Origin of the sequence: Pandoraea pneumonica (assembly GCF_049918595.1) — a bacterium.
Classification (GTDB): Bacteria; Pseudomonadota; Gammaproteobacteria; order Burkholderiales; family Burkholderiaceae; genus Pandoraea; species Pandoraea pneumonica_A.
This window is the reverse complement of record NZ_JBNCRZ010000002.1, coordinates 860,259-878,359: the sequence shown is the minus strand read 5'-3', so window position 1 is coordinate 878,359 and position 18,101 is coordinate 860,259. Positions and strand designations below refer to the sequence as shown.

Genomic DNA, 18,101 nt, shown 5'->3' with positions numbered 1-18,101 from the left:
TCACCCCCCTCGCGCGAACAGTTGTCCCCACTCGGACAACGCGCGCGTGTCGAGTCCGGCGAGCTTCATCGATTTCCAGATCACCGTCGAAATCGTGTCGTACACGGGAATGCCGGTTTGCGCTTCGAGCGCACGCGCCAGTGGCGCGGCATGCAGGTTGGTGCAGAACGTGGTGATCGCTTGCGGGCGCTGCTCGGCCACTTCCTTCACCAGTCGGTTGAGTGTGTCGTCGTCGACCTCGGAGAATTCGAAGTTCTTGCGCAAGTCGAGATGGCGCTCTGCCGTGCATTGAATGCCGCGCCGCGCGTAGTTCGCGATGATTCGTTGCTGAACATCTTCGAGATACGGCGTGACCAGCCCCAATTCCTTGACGCCAGTCTGTTCAAGAATTTCGTTAAGCGCCAACACAGAGGTCGTCGCCGGGATACCGGTCGCCTCGGTAATTTGCCGACAAAGTGCTTCGTCGGTTTCGAAACCCAACCAACCGGCCGACGTCCCGTTCCAGGCGATAACGTCGACTTCGGCATCGGCGAGCAGCTTCGCGGCGTCGAGAATCTTCTCCAGATCGAATTGGCCCAACGCGGTCGACCCGAGCGAAATCTCGGTCACGCGAAAGCGGGAAAAATGGACACTGACATTGGGCAGTCCTGCGACCATCGCGCTGGTGATCGGTTCGAGCGCGGTGTTGGAGGACGGCGTGAGCATGCCAAGCAAAGTGCGGGAGTTTTTTGTCATTGTCGTTCCAATACAAAAAGCAAAAGACAGCGACCGGCCGCTGCGAGCGCGTGCCGGTCAGGTAATTCAGTGAATCAGACAGGGAGTTTTCGTTCGTAATCGATCAGCGTGGAGCACACGAACAACCCCACACCGGCTGCCGCAAAGAACATCAGCGCGAGGAAGTACGAGCCGGTGGTTTGCACGATCAGGCCGACGATCAACGGCACGCTGATACCGCCGATGTTGCCGCCGAGATTCATCACGCCGCCGAGAAAACCGATCTTGTTGCGCGTGCCGAGGATCGACGGAATGCACCAGTACAGGCCACACCAACGCAGGAAGAAGAGCGTCGACGACAGCAGCACGACCGTGACCACATCGCTCGTGACGTAAGCCACCGAGAAAATCGACGCGGTTGCGATGACCGCAGCGATGCCGAAGAGCGTGCGCATCACCTTATTGGGCGCGCCACCCGCCGCTTTCCACTTGTCGCCGATCCAGCCACCGATCAACTCACCGACGAAGCCGCAGAAGAAGATGATGAAGCTGGCACCGCCCATTTGCTTGATATCGAAGCCGTGCACTTTGTGCAGGTAGTTCGGCATCCACGTCAGCAGGCCATAAAACACGGTGTTGAAGCACATCCAACCGAGCGCCATGCACCAGACCGAGCGGTATTTGAAGAAGTCCAGCGAGCGGCCCGACAGGTTCTCCGGCTCGGCGCGATGCTCCGACGCTTGCGCCATCTCGATGTAATTGGCTTCGTCTTCGTTGACGTCCGGATGTTCGCGCGGTGCATTACGGATGTAACGCCATGCGACGTAGCCCGCGAGCATCGTGCCCACGCCCGCCACCACGAACGCCAGACGCCACGAGCCCAGTACGGTGATCAGCCACGTGATGATGATGGCGCCCAGCGCGGCACCCAACGGTGCGCCGCCGTCAAGCAGCGTGGCACCGCGGCCACGTTCGTTCTGCGTCATCCAAATGGCATTGAGCTTGCCGCCCGCCGGATAGATCGGCGCCTCGGCCGCGCCCAGCCCGAAGCGGGTCAGGAGCAGTGTCGTAGCGCTCGTGCAAAACGCTGCCGCCGCCTGGAACAGGCCCCAAAAAACGGTGGCCAGTGCGATGACGATGCGTGGCTTGTACTTGTCGGCCAGCATGCCGCCCGGAATCTGCATGACGGCGTAGGTCCAGAAGAAGCCGCTAAGAATCAGGCCCTCCATCGCTGGCGTCAGATCGAACTCTTTCGAGATCAACGGCATCGCCACCGACAACGACGCGCGGTCGATGTAGTTCACGGCGATGAGGAACAGCATCAGAAAAAAGATCTTCCAGCGAACCGTGCTCTTCGCACCGGTCAGCGTTGCGGCCCTGCTTGTCGACTGCATGGTGAATCTCCCGATTAGATGACTTGAGTACCGTCGTCGCGCAACTTGGGAGTGAGTATAGAATCTGTAATCTGTAATTACAACGTCGGTAAATAATTGATTTTATTGATATGATACGTAGGGATTTCCCTATATGGTAGGATCTTTTCGACACTGATAATCGATAACGAGACACCGTGGCCCTTCCCCTCCAACAGTCCCCCAGACTCCGCACGCTCGGTATGTCCGCCGAGATCGCTGCACGCCTTCGCGTCATGATCGAAGAAGGCGAATTACCCCCGGGCGAGCGCATCGACGAGAAAGCGCTTTGCGAACTTTTCGACGTCTCGAAGACACCCCTACGCGAGGCGTTAAAAACGCTGGTTTCCGAGGGGCTGGTGTTACATCGCCAGTACATCGGCTACCGTGTTGCACCGCTCGATCTGGAGGAGTTGCGTGCCACGTTCGAAACGCTGCATGGGCTGGAGCGTCTGGCGGGCGAATTGGCCGCAGTGCGGCTGACGGATATCGCGCTGCGCACCCTTGAGAAGAAGCATCTTCAGATGCTCGATGCGCACAGCAAGGGGCATCGCACCGATTACTTCCGCATCAATCAGGAGATTCATCAACTGATCGTCGATGGCGCGGCCAACCCGGTGTTGTCGTCGATTTACGCGGCACTGATGAGCAAGGTGCACCGCGCGCGTGGCGCGGCGAATGCCGATCACTTACGTTGGCAGGAGTCGCACGAAGAGCATGAACAGATCATGCGTGCGCTACGCGAGGACGGGCGTCCTCGCTTGGGCGATGTGCTCAAGGCGCACTCGGAGAACACGGCCACAGAAGTGCTGAGCGTCGTGGCAGAAGCGATTCGCAAGGGCGAATGACGGTGATGAACGCCACGCGATTTACGCGCTGGCGTCGTGCCCCGGCACCGTGAATCCGGTTTGACGTGTGGCAGCAAGACTCGCGTCGTAGCGCTCACCCATGCCGCCCAGTGCGACGGTCGCGCGGCGCGCGCCGTCGAGTAGCGCCGTCAATGCCTGCTTCACCGCCGACGCCATGTCGAAGCGCGCCTTCGGCCCAGACAGCGTGAGCGCACCAACGAACTCCCCACTGGCACCGAACACCGGCACTGAGACTGACGCTGTCTCCGGATCGCGCTCGCCGAACGAGACGGCCCAAAGGCGCTCACGCACGTCGGCCCAACGTGGGTCGTCGGACTCTGTGAAAGCGAGCAAGACCTTGCCCGACGCGCCCTTCGAAATCGGAAATTCTTCGCCGATCCGAATCGACACGCGCACCGCCCGCGAAGGCTCCACTCGGTACAGCACCAGCCGTTGATCGCCCTGACGGACATACAACGATGCAGTTTCGCCCAGCTCCCGGCTCAACTGCTGTAGTACCGGCTCGATCACCGGCCCCACCTGAAACGACCGCTGATAACGCGCCGCGAGCCGCAACGGTTGCGGACCGATGGCGTACCGGCCGTCGCCGAGTTTGCGAATGAAGCCGCCGTGTTCGAGCGCACCGAGCAAGCGAAGCACCGTGCTCTTGTAGAGATCGGTACGCAGCGCAATTTCGGTGAGCGTCAGGCCATCTTCGGTCGGACCGAACGCATTGAGAATCGAAAACGCGCGGTCCAACACTGCGACCCCGCTGCCGCTATCGGCATTGCCACCGCCCTCCGCTGCCTGCCCTTGCGTGCTGAATGCTTCTTCGGCCACCGGCCTCTCCTGTCGTGCGTTTCGTTATGTTCGGCCACTCTACAGTTCTACCGGACAGAACACAAGTTCCACAAAATGAGTGAAATACGGGTTTACCCAACTTAAACACCAGCAATCTTGCTCGTATAGTTCTACCAAACAGAACTTAGTTCTTTCTGATAGAACTTCAGGAGATTCCGAATGACACAATCCGCTGCTCCCCGAGTGCTGGTGAGCGAAGTTGGACCGCGCGACGGGCTGCAAAGTCTGAAGCGTGTGATGCCGACCGCCGCCAAGCTGCGCTGGATTTCTGCACTGGCCGCTGCCGGTCTTAAAGAAATTGAAGTCGGTTCGTTCGTGCCGGCCAAGTTGCTGCCTCAGATGGCAGACATTCACGAAGTCGTTGCGCACGCGCTGGCGATTCCCGGGCTGCGCGTCGCCGTGCTTGCGCCGAATCTGCGCGGATCGCAGGCCGCCTTCGAGGCCGGTGTGCACAAGCTGACGTTGCCCGTGTCGGTGACCGACGAGCACTCGATGGCAAATATCCGCAAAACCACGGCGCAGATGATCGAAGAAGTCCGCGCCATCGTGGCGCTTCGCGACGCGCAATTCCCGGATGTCGAGATCGAAGCGGGAGTATCGGTCGCCTTCGGTTGCACAATCGCGGGCACCGTCACCGATGACCAGGCGATGCGTATGTGCCTTGCGATGGCCGAGTGCGGCGTCGATGAAATCGGTTTGTCCGATACCAGCGGCTATGCCAATCCGGTGCAGGTGCGCCGGCTGTTCCGTCGCTTGCAAGCCGAGGTCGGCAGCAAAGCGGGCGGCGCGCACTTTCATAACACGCGAGGTCAGGGTCTGGTCAATGTGGTCGCAGCACTCGATGCGGGCGTGACGACCATCGACGCGAGTCAGGCCGGGCTGGGCGGATGTCCCTATGCTCCCGGTGCGACAGGCAACATCGTCACCGAAGACCTCGTGTTCCTGCTCGAAGCCATGGGCTACGACACCGGTGTCGATGTCGACGCACTCGCCGCAGCGCGCACCGTGCTTGCAGAAGCGTTGCCGGGCGAAGCGTTGTACGGCCACGTACAAAATGCAGGACTTCCGAAAGGCTTCCAATACGCGGATGGACGCGCCCCGAGCGCCCCGCAACCGGAAGGATGTCTGCTGGGAGAAGCGCAATGAGCGAAGTAAAAAACAGCGCACAAAGCGATCGGTCCCTGCCTTACAGCGGCGTGCGCGTCGTCGAGATGACCCACATGGTGATGGGCCCCACCTGCGGGATGGTGCTGGCCGACCTTGGCGCAGAAGTCATCAAAGTCGAGCCGATGACGGGCGACAGCACGCGGCAACTGCGCGGTTCGGGCGCGGGGTTCTTCAGCACGTTCAACCGCAACAAAAAGAGTTTGGCCGTCGACCTGAAAGACCCGCGCGGCGTCGAAATCGTGCATCGGTTGCTCGCCAACGCCGATGTCTTCAGCGAGAACTTCAAGAGCGGCACGATGGAAAAGCTCGGGCTGGGTTACGAGACGTTGTCCCGGCTCAACCCGCGACTCGTCTACGTATCACATAAGGGCTTCTTGCCCGGCCCCTACGACCATCGCACAGCGCTCGATGAGGTTGTGCAGATGATGGGCGGTCTGGCTTACATGACCGGACCGGAAGGCAAGCCGCTGCGCGCAGGCGCGAGCGTCAATGATGTGATGGGCGGTATGTTCGGCGCCATTGGCGCAATGGCCGCCTTGGCGCAGCGCGAACGCACCGGTCAGGGGCAGGAAGTACAGAGTGCGCTGTTCGAGAACAACGTCTTCCTGATGGCCCAGCACATGATGCAGTTCGCCGTGACCGGCCGCCCCGCCGCACCGATGCCGAGCCGCATCTCTGCCTGGGCCGTCTACGACGTCTTCACCGTCAAAGATGGCGAGCAGATCTTCCTCGCCGTGGTGTCCGACACGCAGTGGGCACTCTTCTGCGATGCGTTCGGGTTGCATGCGTTCAAGGCAGACGAGCGACTCGCCACGAACAACCAACGCGTGCAAGCACGTGAGTGGCTGATGCCGAAGCTTCGCCAACACATGGAGGCGTTCAGCGCCGCCCATATCGGCGAGATTTTCGAGCGAGCCGGACTGCCCTACGCACCGATCACGAAGCCGCAGGCGTTGTTCGACGACCCGCACCTGCTCGCTACCGGTGGTCTGGCGGAAGTCACGCTGCCCGCAGATGCGAGTGCTGCGGGCGAACCGGTGAACACCCGTACCGCACTGCTGCCGATCACGCTCGCGGGCGAGCGTCTGCCGCTACGCGCAGCGCCGCCTTCGCTGGGTCAGGACACGCAGGCTTTGCTCACCGAACTGGGTTACACGCCCACCGACATCGCGCAGCTCGCCGATGCCGGTGTGGTTCGTTGCGCGCAAGCGCAAGCGGCTGATGCCGCCGCTGCACAGCCGTCGCCCGTGGAGCTGGCCAGCGCCTGAATTCGCTGAACGATCTGAATCCGTAAGGCACACACAAGAACGCCGGGCTGTGCAGACCGTTGCACGGCAAGCCCACCCGGCAATATGCAGGAGACAACCATGACATCGTTATCCCGTACCACGTCGGCGCCTATGCCGACGAGCGACACGCTGGAGCATAGCGCGGTGCAAAAGGCCGCGTGGCGCTTCATCCCGTTGCTTGCCCTCGCTTACTTCTTCAATTACCTCGACCGCACCAGCGTGGGGTTTGCAGCCCTCACGATGAACCGCGATCTTGGCCTGACGGCCACGCAGTTCGGCTGGGGCGCGGGCATCATGTTCGCCGGTTACTGTCTGTGCGAAGTGCCGAGCAACCTCGCGTTGTACCGCTTTGGCGCGCGACGCTGGCTGGCCCGCATCATGATCACGTGGGGCATTTTCGCGGCGGCGACGGCACTGGCAGTCGGGCCGATGAGCTTCTACGCGATTCGACTTCTGCTCGGCATCGGTGAGGCGGGCTTCTTCCCCGGCGTGATCTTCTTCCTTGCGGTCTGGTTTCCTGCCAACTACCGCACACGAGTACTCGCGTGGTTCACGGTATCGACGCCGTTGTCGTCGCTCATCGGCGGCCCGCTGTCGACGTGGCTGCTGCAAATGGACGGCGTGCTGGGCCTGGCGGGTTGGAAGTGGATGTTCATCATCGAGGGCTTGCCTGCGTGTTTGCTGGGTTATCTAGTGTTGAAGTTGCTCGCCGATAAACCAGCCGACGCCAAGTGGCTCACGCCGGATGAGCGGCAAGCGCTGCAACAAGCGTTCGAGCGAGAAGGTTCGTCGACCAAGAAAAAGAAGGACTTCGGTGCAGCCCTCAAGGACGTGCGCGTCTATCTGCTCGCCTCGATCTCGTTCGGTTTCACGATGGGGTCGTACGGTATTGGGATCTGGCTGCCGCAGATGCTCAAAGCGCATGGCATGAGCGTGACGCAGACGGGCTGGCTGTCGGCCGTGCCGTATTTCTTCGCCACGATTGCGCTGCTCTGGTGGGCTAAGCGTGTAGACCGTCGCGGCGGCCACATCGCGAATCTGGCGGCGGGGTTGCTGATCGGGGCCGTCGCGCTGGGCGTGTCGACGTACTTCGACCAGTTGGTGCCTGCGATGACCGGCATCACGCTCGCCCTCATCGGCACGATTGCTGGCCGCACGATCTTCTTCACGTTGCCCGCGCGGTTCCTGTCGGGACAAGCGGCAGCGGGCGGCCTCGCGCTCATCAATTCGATCGGTGCTTTGGGTGGCTTTGCCGGGCCCTATCTGGTGGGCTATCTGAAAGACAGCTTCGGCACATTCACGGCGGGCATGCTGGGTCTGGCCGTCGTTCTCGGCGTGACCACCCTGCTCACCCTCGCCCTGTTCGCCTTCCCGCAGGAGGAGAAATAATGCACCGTATTCCATCACCGTCGCGCCGCAAGCTCTTGCAGGCAGTTGCAGCATCGGCTGCGCTCTCTGCCACGCGCGCGTTTGCCAAGGAGGAATCCCGCCCTATGACGGCGACCAGTAACTATCTGCCTGTACGCGCCGAATGGCTGGCGTCGGGCAACGAAGCCGCACTTGAACCGGCGCTGCCGATCATTGATGCGCATCACCACTTCTACGAGCGCCCGGGCTGGATTTACCTGCTCGACGAGTATCTGGAAGATGCCCGTGGCGGGCACAACATTACGGCGTCGGTGTTCATGCAGGCGCTCACGCGTTATCGCCAGTCCGGGCCGGAGGCATTGCGGCCGGTTGGCGAGACGCAGTTCGTGGCCGATATCACTGTGCCGTTGCAACATTCGTCGCCACGCGTGGCGCAGGGCATGGTGGGTTATGCCGATCTGCGGCGCGGCGCGGCGGTCCGCGATGTGCTCGAGGCGCATCTCGCAGCGGGGCAAGGCCGGTTCAAGGGCGTGCGCCATCTGGTGACGTGGGACGCGGACCAGACGCTCGTCAATCCGTTGTCGGCAGCACCGCGCGGGTTGTTGCTCGATAAGGACTATCGGGCGGGCGTGGCGCAGTTGGGGCCGCTCGGGCTTTCGTACGATGCGTGGCTGTTCTTCCCGCAGTTGCCGGAGCTATTCGATCTGGCCAAGGCGTATCCGCAGACGCCGTTCATCGTCAATCACTGCGGTGGCGTGGTGCGCATTGCCAGCTACGAGAACGCAAGAGACGAGGTATTCACGCGCTGGTCGCGCTCGATGCGCGAGCTGGCGCAATTGCCGAACGTCTACGTGAAAGTGGGCGGATTGGGCATGCGGATCAACGGCTTCGACTTCGAGAAAGGCGAGAAGCCGCCCACGTCGCAGGCGCTGGCCGACGCGTGGAAGCCGTGGATGCACACCTGCATCGAAGCGTTCGGTGCAGAGCGCTGCATGTTCGAGAGCAATTTCCCGGTCGATAAAGGTTCGTACTCGTTCAATAACGGATGGAATGCCTTCAAACGTCTGACGGCACAGGCGAGCGCAACGGAACGTGCCAGCCTGTTCCGCGAGACGGTGTCGAAGGTTTATCGGTTGGGGTGAAGCATCGCCGGGTTCATGCTGTCGACCATCGACGACGGCATGAGGATGGTGGCGCCTCGCTCTTTGGTCGTCTCGTAGATGATGTTCATCGCGCGCAACTGCAACGCCTGCGGATGACCCTCATAGATCGTGGCCGCTTCGACGAACCGCGCTGCGATCACCGCTTCGGCCGAGCCGAGAATCATACGGGCCTGCTTTTCCCGCTCGGCTTGCGCCTGTCGGGACATCGCATCTTGGAGCGCCACCGGAATCGCCACGTCCCGTACCTCCACCGAGATCACCGCAATGCCCCATGCGGCTGTCTTGGCACCGATATCCGCGCGCAACTGCTCATCGGACGCCTTCCGGTCGGAAAGCAACGTCGAGAGCATTGACGCGCCAATCATTTCGCGTAACGACGTCTGCGCCACACGGTCGATGGCTTGCCGGTAGTCCGTGATGGCGAGCGCCGCCCGTTCCGCGTCGTGGACATGCCAAAAGATGATGGCGTCGACATTGACCGGCACGGTGTCCTTCGTCAGCGCCTGTTCGGCGTTAAAGGCCGTCGTTTGAATACGCGTATCGATGATGGCGGTCACGTTATCGACGACGGGCAAGATCATAAATAGCCCCGGCCCCTTCACGCTTTGAAGCTTCCCCGCCCGCAAAATCACGAACTTCTGCCACGCGTTCGCCATCTTCAGCGTGGAAGCGAGCAACATTGCCGCCACCACGAAACAGGGTGCCAAGTAAGGATTGATATACAGACCGGCTGCCGCACCCAGCAGCAAAAGGACCAATACGAGAAACGATGTGATCGGGTTCATGAAAAAACGCCTCCTGCGGGCGTCTCGTCATCACTCTCGGTCTCGGTCCACCCGCGATATAGACGCCCGCCCGGTTTGGGCAGGCCGTCCTTACGCCAGACTTCTGCGGCTATGTGTCAGCACCCTTCTTCTGCTGATTGATTGGGTCTTTATTCATCATAGGTTGTGCACGCAATAGCGTTTGATCTCGGATAGCACTGACGGTGCGATATCTACGAAGTCGAGACAATCGGCCCGCCCAGCCACATAAATACCTTTGGCGGACAATCGCTCGACCTGAAGCGCCATTCTGTCGGGAAAGTCCGGGGCGAGCGCTGCCGGGTCGATCGCGACGATGCATAATCCAACGCCCGGCGAGCCTTCGCCACGCTCGAACGAAGGCGCGTCCAGCGACCAATTGGCGCCCGTCAGGCCCACGGACAGTACCTCGACCATCAAAGCAATGTTGGCGCCCCGCGCGCCACCAAACGCAAGCAACATTCCCTTGAGCGCGTCGTTGGCGTCGGTCGTGGGGCGACCTCCGGCATCCAGCGCCCATCCCTCGGGGATCGCATCACCACGCGCGGCCGCTTCGCGAATGTTGACGAACGCCGTCGCACTCGACGCCTGATCGATCACCATCGGGGCACCGCCCGCAATCGGGGCCGCAAACGACATCGGGTTAGTGCCGAATACCCGTTGGCGGCTTTGCGGTGTGCTCACGAGCGCGGGGCCATTCGATGTCGCAAGACAAACCAGACCGGTGTCGGCCAGACGCCGCGTGTAATAGCCCAACTCCCCGGCGGTGTAGCTATTGGCCTGCGCGAACAGCGCAACGCCGTACTGCTTCGCTTTCTCGACAAGCGTCTCGAACGCCATGTCGAAGCCGAGTTGCGCAATGCCTTGCTTGGCATCGACCTTGAGGGTCGTCAGCGTGGGGAACAGGATGCCCGGCTGAACCGACCTCGCAATGCGCCCCGTTGAGAAGCCGTCCAGGTAATCCACCAGATGCGCAAAGCCCACCGATGGATGGCCTGACAGTTCTGCGGCCACAGTGGCATTGGCGAGTGACGTGGCAGTCGGCTCGTCAGCGCCAACCGCCATGACAGCACTGCGGGCGAATTCCTTAGCCTGTTCGATTTCCAGTCGCATGAGTTCCTCGTAGTCGTCCGCTCATCCATCAAATGAAGGATGGAGACGGGATTCGCTTGTGCTGTAATTCCCGACGATTCTCGCGAAACAGCGTTGAACGCCATTATCAGAGGGGAAGGAAAATGCACACGTCCATCACGAACGTCATCACCGCTGTAGCGTTGGCCGCTACGCTCACCTATGCACCCGTCGGCGTCACGTTCGCCGCGGGTTTGGCCACCACTGCCGCCACGCAGGCACCGCCGCCCTCGACACCGTCGAATGCAAACAAATCGGGCGGGAACGGTAACGCGAACGTCAACACGCAGATTCTCATGAACACGCTAAACGCGCTCTCGAAACCTCAGAGTGCGCCTGCGCAGCAGAATGACGACCCCGCGCCGTCGTATCAGGCGCCCACGCCACGCCCTGCTGCCCAACAGTACCAGCCCGCCGCGCAGCAAAAGCAAGCGCTGGTGACCAATGCCGGTTACAACTGCGAAGACTCCCTGCGCGACTCCTTGGTCGCCTCCCGCCCGGATATGACACGCGCCCGGCTGACCGACCTGGCGCGCAGCTTCTGGGAAACCGATTACCGAGACATCAACCTCGGCAACGCACCACGGTTACGCGAGCGGCTCCACAAGCTGAACAGCGACCTCGCCGACCCCGCACAGCTCGACAGCAAACAAGCCAACCAGTGCGTTGCCGGTGCTATCGCGGCGCGACTGGACGAACTTGGCTGGAGCGCCGACGCCATCGACCGCACCCATCAAACCAAATTTGTGGAAATTACGGCAAAGTCGACGGCAGCCCATGACGAAATCGCCGGCAACAGCAAAAAGCGCCTCGTCCTCAAGCAATCGCCGAACTGCCTGAAGATCGTGGACGTCAAGCTCGACGATACGGTCAAGAACATGTACTGGTACGGCATCGCCAATACGTGCGGCGAAACCGTTCAGGCGCATTGGTGCGAGGGCAAGGGCTGCAACCCGACGGACCGCGCCGCCGATATCGCCGCTGGCAGCAAAGAGGAAAGTTGGATGCGCGCGCAATCACCCGGTGACGTGCGCTTTCGCGGCACCGCGTGCCCGACCGAATACAAGGGACACAACGTGCTGTACGACAACCGACGTAACGAGTGCTGGGTCTCGATGGAATAAGGACGTGCTGACGGGTCGCTGCTCGGTGCTCAGCCCCGTTTGCGCGCGCGCCCATTCGTGAGCGGTGGGTCCACCGGGGTGTTGCGCAGCGATGTCAGCACCCGCTGGGCCGCCTCTCCACAGCCCTCCCCCTCACCACGCTGCTCGATCGCATCGATCAGCGCCGAGATGTTGTGCTTGCTCTGCGCCAGACTTTGCTCCAGCCGCTCGATCTCCGCGACCTTTCGACGTAGCACCTCAAGTAGTGTGTCGTGGGGCCACGCGGTCAGATCGGGCGGCAAAATCGCGCGAATCTCGTCGAGCGAGAAGCCTGCGTTCTGCGCCCGGCGAATGATGTCGAGCCGTGTGAGCGCGTCGTCGCCGTACTCCCGATACCCGTTAGCCTGCCGCTGTGCGTCGGGCAATAACCCCTGCGCCTCGTAGAAGCGAATTTTCGACGCCGCCAGGCCGCTGACTTTCGCCAGATCACCAATTTTCATCGTCCGCCTCCGCAGCGCTTGACATTAAAGTGAACTTTAAGGTTATCGTGCCCTCATCGTCAACAGAGGAGGCGACACAATGACGCTCTTCACCCCCCTTACCCTGCCAAACGGCACCCAAATTCCGAACCGCCTGGCCAAGGCCGCCATGGAAGAAAACATGGCCGACGCCAACCATGCGCCGTCCGACGCGCTGCTCCGCCTTTACGACGCTTGGGCGCGCGGCGGTGTGGGGTTGATTCTGACCGGCAACGTCATGATCGACGCGCAGGCCATGACCGGCCCTAACGGCGTCGTGCTGCAAGACGACGCGCATCTCGAACGCTTCCGGCGCTGGGCGGACACCGCACGCTCGCAGGGCGCGCAAATTTGGATGCAGCTCAACCACCCCGGGCGTCAAATGCAGTCCGCGCTCGGCCAGCCTACGGTTGCCCCGTCGGCCGTGGCCCTGGATCTCGGTGCGTTATCTAAGCGCTTCGCCGTCCCCAGAGAAATGACACCTGACGACATCGCCGACGTACAAACACGCTTCGTCCGGAGTGCCGAACTCGCCGAGCGCAGCGGCTTTACCGGTGTGCAAATCCATGCGGCACACGGCTATTTGCTGAGTCAGTTCCTGTCCCCGCTGACGAACAAGCGGCGGGACGCATGGGGGGGCAGCCTGGAAAACCGTGCTCGCTTGCTGCTCGATGTCGTCCGGTCCGTGCGCAAAGCCGTCTCACCGGGGTTTGCCGTCGCGGTGAAGCTCAATTCGGCGGACTTCCAACGTGGCGGCTTCAGTGCCGAAGACGCTAAGCGCGTGGTCGAGTTGCTCAACCCGTTGGGTGTCGATCTGGTGGAACTCTCGGGCGGCAGCTACGAAGCGCCTGCGATGCAAGGGCAAGCGCGCGACGGACGCACGCTGGCGCGGGAAGCTTACTTTCTGGAATTTGCCCGCGAGATTACGGGCGTGGCTCGCATGCCGCTGATGGTCACGGGCGGTATTCGCCGCCAAGCCGTCGCAGAACAGGTCGTCAACGACGGCGTGGCGATGGTCGGCATTGCCACGGCCTTGTCTATCGACCCGGCCCTGCCCACCCGCTGGCGAGACGGCAAGCACAGCGAACCGAACCTGCGCCCGATCACATGGAAGAACAAGGCGCTCGGCTCGCTGGCGAACATGGCCGTCGTGAAGTTCCAGCTCAATCGTTTGAGTGCAGGCCGTAGGACGCAGCCGGACGTATCGCCGCTCAAGGCATTGATCCTGCAACAGATCTCGACGGCCTGCCAAACACGGCGCTATCGGCGGTGGATGTCGCGTGGCGCCGCCCAATAACGCCGTCGCAGTTTATTTGGCTGGCAGCTCGAACGCCGGGTCGATCGGCACCCGGTAGCCGACTGCCAGCCGATTGGTTTCATTGGCCATGCCGACCACGGCGAGCAACTCGCCGAACATCTCGTCGGTCATGCCCGCACGCCGTGCGGCAGCCGTATGGCTCGCCACGCAGTAGCCGCAATTGTTGGTCACACTCACTGCGACATAAATCAATTCCTTGATCAGCGGATCGAGCGCGCCCGGCGCCATCACATCCTTGATGCTGTCCCACGTGCGCGTCAGCGTCGGCGGGTGCTGCGCAATAAACTTCCAGAAATTGTTGACGTCGGGGACACCACGTGTCGTCTTGATGTCATCGAAGACGGCCTTCACTTCCGGCGTGGCGTTTGCGTATTCGACAGGGGCTTGCTGACTCATGAGATAGGCCTTTGCGGTGGACGTTGGGCGAAGCGCTAGATTACAAGCTTTCGCCTATGACTTGCGCGACACGCCATCTTGCATAAAATGCAAGACATAATCGCAAATGAGAATCATTTTGATTTTTCCAGAAGAATCGCGGATGATGGCTGATCTGCTTCTGGAGAATTTGTGATGGGTACGACCACCGATTTTGCTAGCCCGGTCAATGCATCGCGTCAGTTGGCGCTCGATGCGTTGCTTTCGCGTCAATCGCATTGGCCGTTGTCCGAACCGGCCCCAAGCGACGTCGAGCTCAATCTGGTATTCGATGCGGCATTACGCGCGCCGGACCACGGCCGCTTGCGTCCGTGGCGCTTTGTCGTCGTGCGCGACGAGGCGCGCGAGGATCTTGGGCAGGCGTTAGTGGAAATCGCCGCCAAGCGAAATCCCGACGCAGGTCCCGAGGCCCACGAGCAGCGCCGTCGCAAGGCGTTTGCGGCACCGCTCATCATCGTGATCGCGGCGTCTGTGTCGACGCAGACGAATGTACCGGCGGGCGAGCAATTGCTGGCCGTCGGCGCAGCAACGATGAACATGCTTAACGCGTTGCATATCCTCGGTTACGGCGGTTTCTGGGCCACCGGCCCCGACGCGTATGACAAGGATTTGCATCAAGTGCTGGATTTTGAACCGAACGAGCAAATTCTTGGATTCCTGTTCGTCGGCACGCCGCCAGCCGATGCTGAAGTCAAGCCGCGTGCAGAACGTGCCAATCACGTGCGCGAATGGCTGGGGCGTTTGTCCATCTGATTTGATCTCACTTTAGTGAAAAATACCCTCGGGCGCTTCGGCGCCCGTTTTGCTATTTCGTTTCAAGACGGGCGTGATAGAGTCGCTGATCGTTCTTTAGAACACGCCCATCGTGCGCACAATGACTATGCCGATTCCGGACATTCATCCCGAGAAAACTGCTCTGCTGGTCATGCATTACCAGACCGATATTCTGGATTTGTTTCCCTCGGTTGCCCCTACCCTGCTTTCCAATACCCGCCAGTTGTGCGATGCCGCCCGTGTTAAAGGCGTCGATGTCTATTTCGCCAAATTCCATTTCAGCCCCGGTTATCCGGAAGTCAGTCCGCTCAACAAGAATGGTCAAGGCGTCAAGCAATTGGGGTTATTCGTTGACGACCGAGTCTCACCGGAATTAGGCCGCCGGGAGAACGAAACCGTTGTCGTCGCGCACCGGGCCAGCGTGTTCTACGGCACCGACTTGCAAGTGCGGCTTTCTGCCCGCGGGATCGACACGTTGATCATGGTGGGCATCGCGTCGACCGGCGTGATGCTGTCGTCGATCGCTTATGCCAGCGATGCCGACTTTCGGCTATTCACTGTCAAAGATTGCTGCTACGACCCGGATCAAGTCGTACACGATCATTTGTTTTCGACGGCGTTCGAATCGCGAACCACCGTACTCACCCTTGTCGACGCATTGGCATTACTCGCCGCTTGACATATCCGCGGCTTCAAACGCAAGTATGAAACTGCGTTTCCCAATGTGTCATTTCAATACGATTGGCATCCCGAATTAGCATGAATACATAAGTGCTTAACTTCGCACTATAATCCGCTCAATCGGGACGAATTATCCGAATTCAGCCGGGTACCAATCCGGCAGAAATAACGCAAAGCGTCACTCACGGGGCTTCTCTTGTTCGAACGTACCACGGTCTGTGTTGACCGCCGTACGCTTCGTGTCTGCACGCATGCAAACGCTTCCCGAAGTTTGTCGATAGCGCCGCTTTCAGGCGAGGAGACCACTGATGAAGTGTCCCCCTGTATTGCCGATGGATACCGAGAGACTTGCCGCGTTGGCGGAATACGGCCTGGGCAGCGACCGTCCGCTACCGAGTCTGGATGTCGTCGTTCGTATTGCGGCGCACATGTTCGACGTCCCTGTGGCGGCGGTCAATATGGTCGGCAGCGATCATGTATTTTTTGCTGCTGCGACGGGGTTTTCGGGTGGCGACGTCGATATGAGCCGGGACGCATCGTTCTGCGCTCACGCGATCCTTCAGGACTCCGTGCTAGTGGTGCCCGACGCCACCCGCGACGACCGATTCCACGATAACCCGCTTGTCACCGGCGACTCGCAAGTGCGCTTCTACGCGGGCGTGCCGCTTATGTCGGTGGGGGGGCATGCGCTTGGCGCGCTATGCGTCATCGACAACAAACCAAAACACGATTTTTCTGCCGTCGATTGCGAGCGTCTGCGCGAGCTTGCGCGAATGGCCTCGGATCGGCTCGAATTGCGGCGCGTGGAACTCTTTGTCGAGCGCGACCGGCGCACGTTCGCGGAGCCTGAACGGCGCTCGCCCACGGCGATGATCCGATTCGATGAGAGCGGCAAGATTCTCGACTGGAATCTAGCGGCCTCTACGCTCTACGGCTATGACATCAAAGACGCGCCGGGTCTGACAATTGAAGCCTTAGTGCCCGAACACGGGCGACCTGCGCTGCGTGATCGGATCTCGCAGGTGGTCACCATGGGTTCGGTCGATGGGTTGACCATGCCGTCTGTGGTTTATGGGTTGCGGAAAGACGGCGCAGAGTTTCTGCTGAGTGCATCGTTGTTCTGCTGGCGCGAGAGCGGCGTACTGACCTTCAACGCGCATGTGCATGACCTGAGTACGTTGCGCGACGAGAAAGATGCGCTTAAGCGGCTTGCTAGCACCGACGTGCTGACCGGCGTCGCCAATCGCGCAAGCTTCTATCGCAACACGGAAGTCACGTCGGCATGCCTGACCGGCGCTGCGGTCGTGATCATCGATCTCGATAGCTTCAAGGACGTCAACGACACGCTCGGGCATTCAGTGGGTGACGGCATTCTTTGCGAAGTCTCGCGCCGGTTGAGCGGCCTCGCGCGGCCCGACGACACCGTTGCTCGGATTGGCGCGGATGAATTTGCGCTGTTGCTGCCGGGGGTGACGAACCCTGCGGACGCGCGATTGATGGCGGATGCCGCAGCCGCAGCCATCGCCGAACCGATGGTCATCGGCGGCTTCGACGTACGTGTGACGGCCTGTTGCGGCATCGCCGTCGCGCCACAGCACGCGCACGAAGCGCTCAGCCTCATTAGCAACGCCGACCTTGCGCTCTCGCGAGCCAAGCGGCATGGGCCGGGACAGGTGTTCGTGTTCGTTGAAGCGTTGCGTATGGAGGCAGTGGAGCGCCGTGTGTACAACATCGAGTTGCACCGCGCGGTCAACGACGGCGAGTTTGTGCTGTTCTATCAACCGCAGGTGGATTTTGCGGATGGGTCGTTGACGGGTGCTGAGGCGCTGATTCGATGGCGACACCCGCAGCGTGGGTTGCTGTCCCCTGCGGCGTTCCTGCCTGCGCTCGAGCGAGGACCGTTGGCGGCGGCAGTGGGTGCATGGGTGTTGGATGAAGCCTGCGCGCAAGCGGCATTCTGGCGACGTAACGGGGCACCGTCGTTTCGCATTGGCGTCAACTTGTTCGGCTTGCAGTTCCGCATTGGCAGCATCGTCGACGAAGTGATTGCAGTGCTCAATCGGCACGGTTTGCCGCCGCAAGCGCTCGAACTGGAAGTCACAGAGAGCATCGTTCTTGACGACGACGTCGTGCTCGATGCATTGCAGCGTCTGCGCGATTACGGTGTCGGCATTGCATTTGATGATTTCGGCACGGGCTATGCGTCGATCAGCTTGCTGCGACGTTATCCACTTAGCCGCATCAAGATCGACCGATCGTTTGTGCAGGCGATGGTGGAGTCGGAGCGAGATGCGTCCGTCGTGCGGGCGCTCGTCGATATGACGAGAAGCTTCGATTTGCGCACGACGGCGGAAGGTGTGGAGACCGCAGAACAGAGAGACAACTTACGCCGGTTAGGTTGCGACGAAGGCCAGGGTTATCTCTTCGGGAAACCAATGCCAGCACTGGAATTTGGGGCGACGTTCGATGTCGGGCGACGTGGCGACTGGGGTGGGCGGCAGTTGAATCGCGCTTAA

General features: G+C 60.9%; 17 protein-coding genes. 10 read left to right on the top strand and 7 right to left on the bottom strand.

The annotated features are described in order from the left end of the window. The gene (locus tag ACPWR9_RS10475; protein ID WP_426297011.1) at positions 1–735 is read right to left on the bottom strand and encodes a maleate cis-trans isomerase family protein; all 735 of its coding nucleotides are present in this window, start codon (positions 733–735) and stop codon (positions 1–3) included. Between the two features lie 74 nt (positions 736–809). After that, a complete protein-coding gene (locus ACPWR9_RS10470) occupies positions 810–2,108 on the bottom strand; it encodes an MFS transporter (protein WP_426297012.1) in 1,299 nt (432 codons plus the stop codon). A gap of 221 nt (positions 2,109–2,329) precedes the next feature. On the opposite strand from ACPWR9_RS10470, the gene ACPWR9_RS10465 reads away from it, so the two are divergent. Beyond that, positions 2,330–2,974: a GntR family transcriptional regulator gene (locus ACPWR9_RS10465; protein ID WP_426297971.1), complete on the top strand. Its 645-nt coding sequence runs from the start codon at positions 2,330–2,332 to the stop codon at positions 2,972–2,974. 21 nt (positions 2,975–2,995) lie between these two features. Here the strand turns inward: ACPWR9_RS10465 and ACPWR9_RS10460 are convergent, their stop codons facing one another. Further along, positions 2,996–3,814: an IclR family transcriptional regulator gene (locus tag ACPWR9_RS10460; protein WP_426297013.1), complete on the bottom strand. Its 819-nt coding sequence runs from the start codon at positions 3,812–3,814 to the stop codon at positions 2,996–2,998. Between the two features lie 180 nt (positions 3,815–3,994). Here ACPWR9_RS10460 and ACPWR9_RS10455 point away from each other — a divergent pair, with 180 nt between their 5' ends. From ACPWR9_RS10455 to ACPWR9_RS10440, 4 genes are all read left to right on the top strand, one after another. Beyond that, positions 3,995–4,981, top strand: a complete 987-nt coding sequence (locus ACPWR9_RS10455; protein ID WP_426297014.1) for a hydroxymethylglutaryl-CoA lyase — start codon at positions 3,995–3,997, stop codon at positions 4,979–4,981. Further along, a complete protein-coding gene (locus ACPWR9_RS10450) occupies positions 4,978–6,270 on the top strand; it encodes a CaiB/BaiF CoA transferase family protein (protein WP_426297016.1) in 1,293 nt (430 codons plus the stop codon). Before ACPWR9_RS10455 ends, ACPWR9_RS10450 begins: the two co-directional genes overlap by 4 nt. Before the next feature lie 99 nt (positions 6,271–6,369). Beyond that, a complete protein-coding gene (locus tag ACPWR9_RS10445; RefSeq protein ID WP_426297017.1) occupies positions 6,370–7,680 on the top strand; it encodes an MFS transporter in 1,311 nt (436 codons plus the stop codon). Continuing rightward, positions 7,680–8,801 carry an amidohydrolase family protein gene (locus ACPWR9_RS10440; protein ID WP_426297018.1) on the top strand — a complete coding sequence of 374 codons (1,122 nt, stop codon included), beginning with the start codon at positions 7,680–7,682 and terminating at the stop codon, positions 8,799–8,801. The genes ACPWR9_RS10445 and ACPWR9_RS10440 overlap by 1 nt, the downstream gene beginning before the upstream one ends. On the opposite strand, the gene ACPWR9_RS10435 is transcribed toward ACPWR9_RS10440, so the two are convergent. Next, entirely contained in the window at positions 8,786–9,607 is an 822-nt protein-coding gene (locus ACPWR9_RS10435; protein ID WP_426297019.1) for a slipin family protein, read from the bottom strand. The genes ACPWR9_RS10440 and ACPWR9_RS10435 overlap by 16 nt on opposite strands. Positions 9,608–9,763: 156 nt before the next feature. Next, positions 9,764–10,738 (bottom strand): Ldh family oxidoreductase, encoded by a 975-nt coding sequence (locus ACPWR9_RS10430; RefSeq protein ID WP_426297020.1) that lies wholly within the window; start codon positions 10,736–10,738, stop codon positions 9,764–9,766. Between the two features lie 122 nt (positions 10,739–10,860). Here ACPWR9_RS10430 and ACPWR9_RS10425 point away from each other — a divergent pair, with 122 nt between their 5' ends. Further along, a complete protein-coding gene (locus ACPWR9_RS10425) occupies positions 10,861–11,880 on the top strand; it encodes a hypothetical protein (protein WP_426297021.1) in 1,020 nt (339 codons plus the stop codon). 29 nt (positions 11,881–11,909) lie between these two features. On the opposite strand, the gene ACPWR9_RS10420 is transcribed toward ACPWR9_RS10425, so the two are convergent. After that, positions 11,910–12,359: a MerR family transcriptional regulator gene (locus ACPWR9_RS10420; RefSeq protein ID WP_426297022.1), complete on the bottom strand. Its 450-nt coding sequence runs from the start codon at positions 12,357–12,359 to the stop codon at positions 11,910–11,912. A gap of 79 nt (positions 12,360–12,438) precedes the next feature. On the opposite strand from ACPWR9_RS10420, the gene ACPWR9_RS10415 reads away from it, so the two are divergent. Further along, positions 12,439–13,674 (top strand): NADH:flavin oxidoreductase/NADH oxidase family protein, encoded by a 1,236-nt coding sequence (locus ACPWR9_RS10415; RefSeq protein ID WP_426297023.1) that lies wholly within the window; start codon positions 12,439–12,441, stop codon positions 13,672–13,674. Positions 13,675–13,686: 12 nt separating this feature from the next. Here ACPWR9_RS10415 and ACPWR9_RS10410 read toward each other — a convergent pair whose 3' ends face one another. Further along, entirely contained in the window at positions 13,687–14,091 is a 405-nt protein-coding gene (locus ACPWR9_RS10410; protein ID WP_426297024.1) for a carboxymuconolactone decarboxylase family protein, read from the bottom strand. Positions 14,092–14,265: 174 nt separating this feature from the next. Here ACPWR9_RS10410 and ACPWR9_RS10405 point away from each other — a divergent pair, with 174 nt between their 5' ends. The 3 genes from ACPWR9_RS10405 (at position 14,266) to ACPWR9_RS10395 (ending at position 18,101) form a co-directional block, all read left to right on the top strand. Continuing rightward, positions 14,266–14,883 (top strand): nitroreductase family protein, encoded by a 618-nt coding sequence (locus tag ACPWR9_RS10405; protein WP_426297025.1) that lies wholly within the window; start codon positions 14,266–14,268, stop codon positions 14,881–14,883. 121 nt (positions 14,884–15,004) lie between these two features. Next, entirely contained in the window at positions 15,005–15,583 is a 579-nt protein-coding gene (locus ACPWR9_RS10400; protein WP_426297026.1) for an isochorismatase family cysteine hydrolase, read from the top strand. Between the two features lie 310 nt (positions 15,584–15,893). Further along, the gene (locus ACPWR9_RS10395) at positions 15,894–18,101 is read left to right on the top strand and encodes a putative bifunctional diguanylate cyclase/phosphodiesterase (RefSeq protein ID WP_426297027.1); all 2,208 of its coding nucleotides are present in this window, start codon (positions 15,894–15,896) and stop codon (positions 18,099–18,101) included.

Coding starts and splice junctions, on each gene's coding strand:
- ACPWR9_RS10430 (WP_426297020.1), bottom strand. CDS start 10,738: ATGCGACTGGAAATCGAACAGGCTAAGGAATTCGCCCGCAGTGCTGTC.
- ACPWR9_RS10450 (WP_426297016.1), top strand. CDS start 4,978: ATGAGCGAAGTAAAAAACAGCGCACAAAGCGATCGGTCCCTGCCTTAC.
- ACPWR9_RS10400 (WP_426297026.1), top strand. CDS start 15,005: ATGACTATGCCGATTCCGGACATTCATCCCGAGAAAACTGCTCTGCTG.
- ACPWR9_RS10410 (WP_426297024.1), bottom strand. CDS start 14,091: ATGAGTCAGCAAGCCCCTGTCGAATACGCAAACGCCACGCCGGAAGTG.
- ACPWR9_RS10420 (WP_426297022.1), bottom strand. CDS start 12,359: ATGAAAATTGGTGATCTGGCGAAAGTCAGCGGCCTGGCGGCGTCGAAA.
- ACPWR9_RS10455 (WP_426297014.1), top strand. CDS start 3,995: ATGACACAATCCGCTGCTCCCCGAGTGCTGGTGAGCGAAGTTGGACCG.
- ACPWR9_RS10465 (WP_426297971.1), top strand. CDS start 2,330: ATGTCCGCCGAGATCGCTGCACGCCTTCGCGTCATGATCGAAGAAGGC.
- ACPWR9_RS10425 (WP_426297021.1), top strand. CDS start 10,861: ATGCACACGTCCATCACGAACGTCATCACCGCTGTAGCGTTGGCCGCT.
- ACPWR9_RS10470 (WP_426297012.1), bottom strand. CDS start 2,108: ATGCAGTCGACAAGCAGGGCCGCAACGCTGACCGGTGCGAAGAGCACG.
- ACPWR9_RS10395 (WP_426297027.1), top strand. CDS start 15,894: ATGAAGTGTCCCCCTGTATTGCCGATGGATACCGAGAGACTTGCCGCG.
- ACPWR9_RS10440 (WP_426297018.1), top strand. CDS start 7,680: ATGCACCGTATTCCATCACCGTCGCGCCGCAAGCTCTTGCAGGCAGTT.
- ACPWR9_RS10445 (WP_426297017.1), top strand. CDS start 6,370: ATGACATCGTTATCCCGTACCACGTCGGCGCCTATGCCGACGAGCGAC.
- ACPWR9_RS10475 (WP_426297011.1), bottom strand. CDS start 735: ATGACAAAAAACTCCCGCACTTTGCTTGGCATGCTCACGCCGTCCTCC.
- ACPWR9_RS10405 (WP_426297025.1), top strand. CDS start 14,266: ATGGGTACGACCACCGATTTTGCTAGCCCGGTCAATGCATCGCGTCAG.
- ACPWR9_RS10415 (WP_426297023.1), top strand. CDS start 12,439: ATGACGCTCTTCACCCCCCTTACCCTGCCAAACGGCACCCAAATTCCG.
- ACPWR9_RS10435 (WP_426297019.1), bottom strand. CDS start 9,607: ATGAACCCGATCACATCGTTTCTCGTATTGGTCCTTTTGCTGCTGGGT.